Annotated in this window: 8 protein-coding genes; 5 read left to right on the top strand and 3 right to left on the bottom strand. The window is 42.8% G+C overall.

The window, feature by feature from the left end:
• The first annotated feature begins 63 nt into the window (after positions 1–63).
• Together BLR84_RS12995 and BLR84_RS12990 are read left to right on the top strand one after the other, a co-directional pair.
• On the top strand, positions 64–447 hold the full coding sequence (locus BLR84_RS12995) for a winged helix-turn-helix transcriptional regulator (protein WP_090468549.1): 384 nt from the start codon (positions 64–66) through the stop codon (positions 445–447).
• A gap of 240 nt (positions 448–687) precedes the next feature.
• On the top strand, positions 688–1614 hold the full coding sequence (locus BLR84_RS12990; protein ID WP_090468547.1) for a collagen-like protein: 927 nt from the start codon (positions 688–690) through the stop codon (positions 1612–1614).
• Between the two features lie 83 nt (positions 1615–1697).
• Here the strand turns inward: BLR84_RS12990 and BLR84_RS12985 are convergent, their stop codons facing one another.
• Positions 1698–2447, bottom strand: coding sequence for a hypothetical protein (locus BLR84_RS12985; protein WP_090468545.1), 750 nt, complete (start codon positions 2445–2447; stop codon positions 1698–1700).
• Between the two features lie 275 nt (positions 2448–2722).
• A complete protein-coding gene (locus tag BLR84_RS12980) occupies positions 2723–3742 on the bottom strand; it encodes a class I fructose-bisphosphate aldolase (RefSeq protein ID WP_090468543.1) in 1020 nt (339 codons plus the stop codon).
• A 535-nt stretch (positions 3743–4277) separates the two neighbouring features.
• Between BLR84_RS12980 and BLR84_RS12975 the strand changes: the two genes are divergently transcribed.
• Positions 4278–5396, top strand: coding sequence for a Gfo/Idh/MocA family protein (locus BLR84_RS12975; protein ID WP_090468541.1), 1119 nt, complete (start codon positions 4278–4280; stop codon positions 5394–5396).
• 103 nt (positions 5397–5499) lie between these two features.
• On the opposite strand, the gene BLR84_RS12970 is transcribed toward BLR84_RS12975, so the two are convergent.
• Entirely contained in the window at positions 5500–6849 is a 1350-nt protein-coding gene (locus tag BLR84_RS12970) for an alpha-L-fucosidase (protein ID WP_090468539.1), read from the bottom strand.
• Positions 6850–6967: 118 nt separating this feature from the next.
• Between BLR84_RS12970 and BLR84_RS12965 the strand changes: the two genes are divergently transcribed.
• On the top strand, positions 6968–8149 hold the full coding sequence (locus BLR84_RS12965; protein WP_090468537.1) for an ROK family protein: 1182 nt from the start codon (positions 6968–6970) through the stop codon (positions 8147–8149).
• Between the two features lie 46 nt (positions 8150–8195).
• A complete protein-coding gene (locus BLR84_RS12960) occupies positions 8196–11507 on the top strand; it encodes a SusC/RagA family TonB-linked outer membrane protein (RefSeq protein WP_090468536.1) in 3312 nt (1103 codons plus the stop codon).
• Positions 11508–11510: the final 3 nt, after the last annotated feature.

Genomic DNA, 11510 nt, shown 5'->3' with positions numbered 1-11510 from the left:
TTACGGTTCAAAGATGGGTGAGGCAGGAGAGGCTCACAAGTAGTTTGAAGGAGGATACTAAGTATGAAAAATGATACTAATAATGACGATCAGCTGGTTATAAAAACCGAAAATGAAGAATTTTTGGAAGATAACTGTCCGATGACAAATGCCCTGGACATTATTGGCGGAAAATGGAAGCTGATGCTGCTCAACAAGATCAGGGAGAAGTGCCCTATGCGCTTTGGAGTGCTCCGGAAAAAGATGCAGTATATCACCCAGGCCACGCTGACAGCCCAGCTTAAAGAACTGGAACGCGATGGCATCCTTTTACGCACTGCCTACGCCGAATCACCTCCCCGGGTAGAGTACAAGCTTACCGAGCTGGGTAAAACGCTCATCCCCATTATGGATGCCTTATGTGATTGGGGTAATAACTATTGCCAGATAAAAAAGAGCATTAAATAATTCAAATCAGTTAGACATCTTCATATATTATAGGGGATCGCCAGGTCAAAGATAGAATCGTCGCCATAATTTACCTGTTTTTTATAGGTATAAATACGCATTTTTAAGTTGGTGAATTGAGTGTAATTACGCTGATTTTAAGGTAGTTATACGGTGCGTTTTTGGTATTGCAGTGCTCAACTTTGAGCTGCAGTATTATCTGTACCGATAAATTCTATAACTCTTTAACAATCAAATTTCATGAAAAAACTTAATTACTTATTTGTGTTGTCAGCGTTGGTAATGTTGATAACAGCATCGTGTGGAAAAGATGGGGCTGTTGGCCCGGCAGGCTCACAGGGAGCTCAAGGTGCACAAGGCGCAGTTGGCCCCGCAGGCCCTCCGGGAGCTAACGGGCAAAACGGAAGTGTTATTTACAGTGGCACCACAGTTCCTGCCACCACTACAGGTGCGGTTGGTGATTTTTATCTAAATATATCTACCAGCTTGCTATACGGCCCAAAAACTGCTGCAGGCTGGGGCACGGGTTTCGCGCTAAAAGGACCTGCAGGTGCTGCTGGTGCACCTGGTAATAAGATCCTTAACGGAACAGGGGTTCCGGCAAGCTCATTAGGTAATAATGGCGATTATTATCTTGATGTGGTAAATTACCTGTTGTACGGTCCAAAAACTGATGGCGGATGGGGAGCTCCGGTATCATTTAAAGGAGCTACCGGTGCGCAGGGCCCTGCGGGTACTGCCAATGTGATGTACACCGGCTGGTTTACTCCGCCAACCTATGTAAAGGACACCATTTTTGGATCATGGGGATTTTACCACGATATCAGCATTCCGGCTATTACGCAAAATATATTGGATAAAGGTACAGTAATAGCTTTTGCCAAGTTAAATGGGTATAATCCGGTTATTTGGCCTACAAATCAGGTAGGGCAGTTGCCTATTGGTATTACTTACCTGCAAGGTACAACCCCTAATATAGATACCTGGTCTGATTTTGCTTCGTTGGGCAAAGTTAGGGTTAAATTAGTAAGCAGTTTGAACGCTTATACCAACATTTCTAATGCTCACCAGTTTCGTTTTGTAATTATACCGGGCGGAGTTAGTATTCCTGGTACTTTGAATTATACAACGTTACAGCGTTATTTCCGGATCCCTGAGGAGCATTAATAAATAAAATGTCCCGGTAAAAAGGGATAACTAAAAAAATAAAAGCCTGCAGACCGAACGGTCTGCAGGCTTTTCAGGTGATTTTAATTCTTTGCTGTAGTAGCTAAACCTGCTATTAAAAAAGATATACCGCTAAATGCCAGGGCTACAAACAGGCTTGTCCATTCGGCTTCAGTGTGTACATTGGCTATAACACGTGGCAAATGCAGTATCAGCATCCAAATCAAAAACATGAGGCCTAAAAGCCCTCCAGCCAATCTGGTCAGTTTGTTGACGATGAAACTTATTCCGGAAGCAAAAAAGGCAGCCATGACCAGGTAGTCCCAAAACAAATGAGCGGGTATCCAGGCCGGTATCAGGTTGGCTACAAACTGAGCGTACATATAGTGCTGTACGCCAAATACCAGCAGGCCAATGGAAAAAAGGTATGTGCCGGTTTTTATCAGCTTAGAGCCACCGTCTTTGCTGATATTGCCCAACAAGATCAGGGCGCCAGCCATAATACAGATAACTTCAAAAGTGCCTGTCCATTCAGATGGATTATTGGGTTCAGCCAATACTTTTGGTACGTGGATCAGGAGCAAGGCTAATAGAAACAACAGAGCAGCTAATAATGCGCCGTACGCCGTGTATTTTTTGACCAGGACAAGTATGCCTGCCACAATCATGAGCGAACCTGTTAAATAGGCCAATACTTGTTTTGCCGGCAATGAGGCAGCTACAGGCATTAATCCGGTCGGGAAATGGTCCGATACGATATGAATTACGCCTATGGCGATAATACTGATCACCAGGAAAAGTTTTCCGGTGCTAAGGTAAAGGTTGTTATTCATCATTTAGGTTTTTGGAATGTGGCATAAGATAAATAAAAAATTAATAAACCAATAGGTTAGAATACTCATATTCAGTTTATTAATTTCTATTTATGACCATCTTTAGCTTGTGAGTGGAGCAATCATAGTACTGTATATGGCAGAGGGATGCGGAGCCGGAGGGCTATCCTATTTTTTAAGGTTACCGGGTAATAGGTTTATGTCTGTCAAAGATCCGGTATAAGCACCACAGCAAGTTGTCTATTTCAGCCACTTGCTGTGGTTGCTTAGGTAAATTAAGCTTCAAGTGCCGGTGTATATTCACCACGCCGTGCCGCATTATTGATGCTCAGGCGTTTATAAAAGAGTTGTTGGGCAATGGTCACGTTCTCATCTTTTCCCTGCCAGTATTCCATGGCCGGTTGCTGAACCGCTCTGGCAAACGAGAAGGTAAGCGCCCAGGGTAATTTGCCTTTATATTTTACGTGCATAGCACTTAAATGCGCGCTTGCATCAGGGGCCGGTTGCCCACCTGACAAAAACGCTACACCCGGTACCGCAGCAGGGACACAGCGCAGTAAACACTGAACGGTTAGGTCGGCAACCTGGTCAACGCTGGCTTGTACAGATGCGCCAATACCGGATACCACCATGTTGGGTTTTAATATTATGCCTTCCAGGTAAATACGTTGTTGTATCAGCACCTCAAATACAATATGCAATACCCGCTGGGTTACTTCAAAACAACGTTCGATGGTGTGGTTGCCATCCATCAGTACTTCGGGCTCCACGATGGGTACCACGCCCGCTTCCTGGCAAAGAGCAGCATATCGAGCCAGGGCATGAGCGTTGGCATAAATACTGCCATCTGTGGGGGTATCATCTGAAATAACGATCACAGCGCGCCATTTGGCAAATCTTAGTCCGGCTGCAGCATAGTTTTTCAATCTTTCCCGCAGTCCGTCAAGGCCTTCGGTTATTTTTTCACCAGGGAAAGCGGGCATATCTTTGGCGCCTTCATCCAGTTTAATGCCCGGGATAACTCCGGCTTTAACCAGCAGATCAATGAATGGTGTACCGTTATCGGCTGCTTGTTTGGTGGTTTCGTCAAACAGGATGGCGCCGCTTATACATTCGCCCAGTTTAGGGGTTGTTACAATCAGTTCACGGTATTTTCTGCGGTATTCTTCCGTTTGTGGTATGCCTGCTTCTGCAAAGCGTTTATTGCAGGTGGCAATACTTTCGTCCATGGCCAAAAGGCCCTTGTCGCCCGCCATTAGTTGCTGAGCGGTATTTTTTAAAGTTTGTTTATTCATGGGGTATGAGGTATGTAAAGTAAACGCTGGGAAGCGTTGCTTTGTTGTAAATATACTAAACCATCAGGGGCAATAAAAAGACGATTTTGGAATATGTGACTATGATGAAAATTGATAGCCGGAAAAAACTTTTTAAACCTTGAATTTTAACACTTTTTTAGTCGAAAACAGGGTAAAACCGGGGGGCTTTTGTTCTGTTTAACACTTTTTTAACGCCATTTTAACACTTTTTAACAAATTTTTAATGGGTTTTGAAAGGTTTAAAAAGTATTAAATGTTTGACATTCAAATAACTAACTTAAAATCGGTCGTTTTTTAGCCTGTTTGGGTCTTTATGCAAACGGCCCGAATCTCTCTGTTTGGGAGAAAACCCGGGCCGTTGTATACAAATATACTAAAATAAAAGGGAATGCTACGTATCTTATTTCAGACCTCTGTTTCCGGCAAAAGTGGATAAAAAAAACATTTCCAATGCTTAGGGGTTTTGTAAAAAAGCCTAAATTATAATCGATTACGAACCTTAAAACCAATACCTATGAATTCACGCCGCAACTTTTTACAGAAGTTAGGGATCTCTGCCTTAGCCTTACATCTGGCCCCGCTTTCGGGATGGGCCGACATGAAGAATAATAACGAAGCTGCCTATGAAGGTCGTGTGCTCCGTGTTGCTATTATGGGACTCGGAAGCTATGGGACGCGCGTTGCTGAGGCCATGCAATCATGCGTAAAAGCTAAACTGGTTGGCGTAATCAGCGGTACGCCCTCAAAAGTTAAGGACTGGCAAAGCAAGTACGGTATCCCGGCAAAGAATTGCTACAATTATGAGAATTTCGATAACATCAAAAATAACCCCGACATCGATGCCGTATATGTGATCACACCGAACGGGTTGCATCATGATATGGTAATACGGGTGGCTAAAGCAGGCAAACATGCCATTTGCGAAAAGCCCATGGCCATAAACGCTAAGGAAGGGCAGGAGATGGTAGACGCCTGTAAAAAAGCTAATGTGAAATTGCTGGTAGGTTACCGCATGCATTTTGAGCCCAAAACGCTCGAAGTGATCCGGATGCGGAATAGAGGCGAGTTTGGGAAGATCTTGTTTTTTCAGGGCCAGTGCGGTTTTAAAATTGGCGACCCTACACAATGGCGACTAAATAAACAACTGGCCGGCGGTGGCTCTATGATGGATATTGGCATTTACGCTATCAACGGCTCGCGTTATATGACCGGTGAAGACCCTGTTTGGGTTACCGCCCAGGAAACTAAAACCGACCCTGTGAAATTTAAAGAAGGGGTAGACGAAACCATCCAGTTTCAGTTTGGCTTTCCCAGCGGAGCCGTGGCATCCTGCTTATCAACCTATAATATGAATAACCTCGACCGCTTTTTCCTGGACGGTGAAAAGGGTTTTGCAGAGATGCAGCCATCCACAGGTTATGGCCCAATACAGGGACGTACCCACAAAGGCGAACTGACCCAGCCGGTTACTACACACCAAACGGTACAAATGGAAGAAATGTCGGCAATTATTTTTGATAATAAACAGCCTGTAGTGCCGGTAAATGGAGAAGAAGCGGTAAAAGACCTGAAAATTATTGACGCTATTTACCAGGCGGTAAAAACCGGGTCAAAGGTGACTATAAGTCTTTAGTCCTTAGCTTGGAGTCCTTAGTCTGAAGGCGTAAGTGTCGTTTTTTTCTTGCAAGTAAAAACTTTAGACTTACGACTTCAGACTCAAGACTCAAGACTCAAAATTACTCATTAGTAAGGAAACCGCCTTTACCACGATAAAGGTCGAGTTTGCCATTCAGTTCAATTTTTATGACAGACATGTATTTGTCCTGCAAGTTTTCGGGGATGCTTATGTACGTTAAACCAGGTACTGGGCTCCAGGATATCTTACCCACAATTTTATAGGTCAGTGGAGTATCGCTGCCCAGAACACTTACTTTTTTGATGCTGCTTTTTAATCCTTTTACTAACACAGGCGCGCTTGTTTTAGCAGGTACAAACAAGTATACCGTAGTAGAGTCTTTTGATAAAGTACTTGCACCATAATAATGGCCTTGCGGCATACCCGCAATAGTATTAAAAACGCCTTCGCCGTTTTTCTTGTTCCAGGCACCCAGTTCTTTAAGCAGATTTACTTCTTCTGCCGGGATACTTCCATCGCCTTTAGGGCCAATATCTAACAGTAAATTGCCGCCATAGCTCACGGCATCGGTAAAAATACTGATGATCTCGTAAGGTGTTTTGAAATTTTTGTCCTGCGGCTGAAAGCCCCAGTTGTCATTAGTGGTCATGCAAAGTTCCCACCATTTATAGCCGGGTCTTGATACCGGAAAGTTTTGTTCGGGCGTATCATAATCTCCATAGCCTTGCAAGCGGCCGTTGATGATGGTATTTGGATTGTAACCTAATAGTTTTTGTCGAACCCCAGAAGCGTTCCATTCTTCTGCGCTGTGTTCCCAATCACCATCAAACCACCAAAGGTCGGGGTTATATTGCTTGGCAAGCTCATCCAGTTGCCCGTTCATAAAAGTTAAATATTTAGCCCATTTAGCTGGCTGATCTTTCACCTGGTACCTGCTGCTATCCTTTAAAAAACCAGGATAATTGGCATGGCTCCAGTCAATCAGCGAAAAATAAGCGCCGGTTTTTACACCACGTTGGCGCAAGGCGTCATACAGCGGTTTTAAAAGGTCTCTTTTAGCAGGGGTTTTCTGTACTACGTTTAGCGGACCATATTTGCTGCTCCACAAGGCTACACCATCATGGTGTTTAGTAGTCATTACCGCGTAACGGGCGCCGCTTTCTTTGATCAGGTCGGCCAGTTCATCAGGTTTATACTGGCTTGCCGAAAAGCCTTTTAACTGGCTCATATAATCCGGATAGCTGATCTTTTTGTTATGAAAGCTCCAGCTTTCATCTATTCCTTTTACGGAGTAGATGCCGTAGTGAATGAATATACCCAGTTTGGCATCGGCAAACCATTGCATTTTTTCTTTGATCTCATCCGGGTTTACATGGTGTTGTGCCTGTGTATTGCTTGTAAATAGCAGGATAAACAATACTATAAAAGTGGGTGATAATTTTTTAAGCATTTTCAAAAGTAATTAATCAAATTATAAATGTTTATATATACTTTTTAAATAAGTTAAAAAGATTTCTTTTTTTATTAAATTAATTTTTTTATATATGCAGATATAAACCTCCTGCTGCATGTTTTTTAAACACATTGATATCATTAAGGGACTGTATTACAGTAAAACAGCATCGCTAAACGACCTCAGCGTCGATACTGGCCGAAGTATTCCCTACGTAACCAAGGGGATAGCCGACTTAATCAAGCTAAATATCGTAAAGGAAATCGGGATAAGAACATCAAGTGGGGGCCGTAAACCGGCAACTTACTCGCTGATAGCTGATACTGGTTTTATTATTTCGGTTGCGATGAACCAGTTTATGACCCGTATAGCCATTACCGATATGAGTAATGAATTTGTGGGTGATACACAGGAGTTTGAGCTAAAGCTTAGTGATAACAATGATGCTGTACACACATTAATAACCCATATTAAAGCTGTGGTTATTAATTCTGGATTGCCAAAAGATAAATTCCTGGCAATAGGTATTACCATGCCTGGTTTTATCGACGCTTTTTTGGGTAACAACCTAAGCTTTCTGAAAACTCCCGAAGAAACATTGGTAAACTATATAAACAAGCAGGTTAAATTGCCTGTTTTTATAGAAAATGATTCAACGGCCATAGCTTTGGCCGAACAAAAATTTGGGCTTCCTATCGCGCGTAACAATTCCATGATCATTAACCTGGGTTGGGGAGTTGGTTTGGGAATGATCATCAATAAAGAAATATTTAAAGGGCACAGTGGCTTTGCAGGAGAGTTTAGCCACTTACCACTTCATAAAAACGGAAAGCTATGCTCATGCGGAAAGCAAGGTTGTTTGGAAACAGAGGCCTCTTTACTGGCTATTGAAGCCAAAGCTATTGAAGGCTTAAAGCAAGGGCAGGTAAGCAGTCTTGTAAAATACGATACCGTATCGGCAGATAATATCATCGCCGAAGCCCTTAAAGGCGATGCTTTTGCCGTAAAAATAATTGCTGAAGCAGCCTATTACATCGGTCAGGGCCTGGCTATCCTGGTACATCTGATGAATCCCGAAGGTATTATTTTAAGCGGGAAAGGGAGCGTCATCGGCAAATTATGGCTTAGTCCCATTCAGCAGGCAATGAATGAACATTGCATCCCTCATTTAACTACTTATACGCAATTGGCGGTCTCGAACCTGGGCAATAACGCGCAGCTATTAGGAGGTGTGACCACCGTGATTGAAAATCTGTATAAACTTAGTCCGCAGGCCAATATTTCTGAACCTGCATAAACATACCCAAGGTCTTCTTTTTTTTTAACTTAATTAATTAATTTTCATGCAACAATTTTATCTAAACTTGAAAAAGTGGGTGGTCCTTCTACTGCCTCTTTTTATCTCGGCAAATGTATTTGCCCAAACAAATGTTACGGGAGTGGTGCGCGATGATAGCGGCCCCTTACCCGGTGTTAGTGTGGTTATAAAGGGCACAACAACGGGTACGCAAACCAACTCAAGCGGCGCGTACAGCATTAAAGTAGCCAAAGGCGCGGTGCTTAAATTTACGTCTATAGGCTATGCAGCAAAAGAGGTTACTGTTGGCGACGAGGCAGTGATCAATGTTACGTTGGCTGTTGGCAAGGGCGAACTAAATGAGGTGGTAGTTACTTCATTTGGTATTAAACGCCAGGAACGTTCCCTGGGTTATGCTACAACCACGGTTACTGCCAAGCAACTAACAGAGGCTGGTAATACCAATTTTGCTTCGGCATTATATGGTAAAGCTCCTGGTGTTAAGATCACTACAGCTCCGGGTGGTTCAAGCAGCGCGGTTAACGTGCAGATCCGTGGTATCAACTCGCTTAATTACAACACCCAGCCACTGTACGTTGTGGATGGTGTTATTATCCGTAACAATAGCGAAGCTGGTGCCGGTGGTTCAAATAACGATGGGTATTGGTCTGATCAGCGTATCAGGGGTAATGGTATCCTGGACATCAACCCACAGGATATTGAAAGCCTTACCGTATTAAAGGGCGCGAGCGCGACAGCGCTATATGGCTCAGACGCCATGAGTGGCGCTATCGTTATCACTACCAAAAAAGGTTCCAAATCAAGAGGGCTTGGTGTTGATTTCAACTATGTAGGTACTGCTGAACAAGTTGCTTTTACACCAAACTTTCAAAATGTTTATGGCCCTGGGTATGACCGTGCAACCAACCTCGCCGGTGGTTTTACCGAAGATGGCTGGTTAGCTGATCCAAATTCACCATCAGGGTACAGACCGCGTTTTAGCTCTTATGCACAATTCGGCCCTAAAATGGAAGGTCAGAAGATCAGATGGTGGGATGGCCAGATCAGGGATTATACCCCACAGCCTAATAACTACAAAGATCTGTTTCAAACAGGCTATAGCTCAAACGCCAATATCGCTATCTCCAATCAAACAGATAAGGTTAACTACCGTTTGTCGGCAACCCGTTTGGATTATACCGGTATACAACGCGGTCAAAAACAACAAAAAAATTCCTTTAACTTAAACACTACAGTTAAGTTAAGCGACAAAATAAGCACAGACATCGTTGCGAGTTATGTTAATACATTAACCCACAATCGTCCATACCAGTTAGGTCGTGTTTTAGCCAACTTTGGTGGCTTCTTAAACCGTTCAGAAAAAGCGGATGTATTGTTGGATAACTACCAGACATCAGATGGTTACAAATATGTAACGCTGGCTAATGCGTCCAGAAACCCAGCTGAGGCTTTTAAATACAATATGAGCGGTGCTGATATTATGGACTTTTTCTGGACACAATTAAAGAACAGCGAGGATGAAACCGAAAACAGGTTGATCACTAGTGCTACTTTAAATTGGGATGTGTTTAAAAACATAAAATTCAGAGGTCGTATCGGTAGTGATTATACCGGTCGTAACACCGAATCACAACAATATAATGAGTACCCTGCAGCTTTTAACGGTTCATCAAGTACTGGCTATTACGGTGTTAGCAAAGGGCAATATTCTACCACTTACGGCGATTTATTGTTAACCTATTCACCAAAATTGACTAAAGACCTTAATATGTCTGTTAGTGGTGGCTATACTTCACGTAGCGAAACCTATCGTGATCAGTCGTCAGGTACCAATGGCGGTTTAGTAACCGAAAACTTCTTTTCTATCTCAAACTCTTACGGGGTGCCAAATACAAGCGCTACCAGGGGTTATCAGAAAAGCCAGGCTGTATTTGGAATATTGAACTTTAACTATAAAAATTACCTTTTCTTAGAAGGTACAGCGCGTAATGAATCAGCTTCAACGCTTCCTACACAAAACAACACTTATTTCTATCCATCGGTAAATGGAGGTTTTGTATTTACAGACGCGTTTAAAATGCCTGAATTTATCAGCTACGGAAAATTGAGGGCTTCATATGGTGTGGTTGGAAATAAAGCGCCAAGGTATATTCCGAACGTGTTGTACAACCAATCGTCATTACAAACACAAAACGGCTCTGTTACACAGCTTACCTATGATGCTACTTATGGTAACCTGCAGCTGAAACCTGAAATGAAATATGAGCAGGAGTATGGTTTGGAGGCACGTTTCCTGAAAGACCGCTTAGGTTTGGATTTCACTTACTATACTAACCAGGTTAAAAACGTAATTATGGCATTGAACGTGGCACCTACAACCGGAGCTTCGAGCTTACTGGCCAATGCTGCTACTTTGCACAGTGATGGTTTAGAAGTTGGTTTCAGCGGTAAACCGATCACCGGTAAATTCAGCTGGGATGCCCGTTTAAACTTTGCGATTAACCATTCTAAGGTAAATAACCTGGCCCCTGGTTTTGACAGGCTGACATTCTACACTGGCGACCAGTCTGCGTTATTGGTAGTAGCCCAGCCAAACCAGCCTATTGGTAACATATTAGTTTACCCAATAGCAAAAGATGCTAATGGCAATAAGATTGTGAACAGCGATGGTTTATATACTATTGATAAATCAAAATATGTAAACGTAGGTAATATACAACCTAAAATTGCAGGTGGTATTGCCAATACTTTCAACTACAAGGGTTTTTCACTTGATGTATTAGTTGATTACCGCTTTGGTGGTAAAATGGTATCAAATCCATTAAAATATGGTACTGCTGCCGGTATGTACGAAAGCACTTTACAATATCGTGATGAATCACACGGTGGTTTAGCTTATTATATTGATGGTAGTGGCGGCAAACACTTAGGAGCTGCACCAAGCGGTAGCAAAACATACCATGATGGTGTAATACTACAAGGTGTAAATGACAACGGACAAGCAAACAGCACTATTGTTGATGCTGCTACCTATTACTTAAATACTTACGACTGGGGCGAGAACTCAGTGAATGAAAACGCGGTATTTAAAAACAACTACATCAAATTGCGCGAAGTTGTGTTCGGGTATAAATTGCCTGCCAGTGTAAGCAAAGCATTGCATGTAAATAACTTAAGGTTCTCCTTAGTAGGCAGAAACTTACTGTACATCTACCGCACACTTAAAAACCTGGATCCGGAAGCCCCGATTGGCGACAAATGGTACAGACAAGGTGTTGACGAAGGTTCGTCACCGGCTACCAGGAGTTTTGGATTTTCACTAAACGCGAATTTTTAATAG

The sequence above is a fragment of the Mucilaginibacter sp. OK268 genome (genome assembly GCF_900103125.1).
Classification (GTDB): Bacteria; Bacteroidota; Bacteroidia; order Sphingobacteriales; family Sphingobacteriaceae; genus Mucilaginibacter.
The sequence above is the reverse complement of the archived record's forward strand: the minus strand, read 5'-3'. Positions and strand labels throughout refer to the sequence as shown.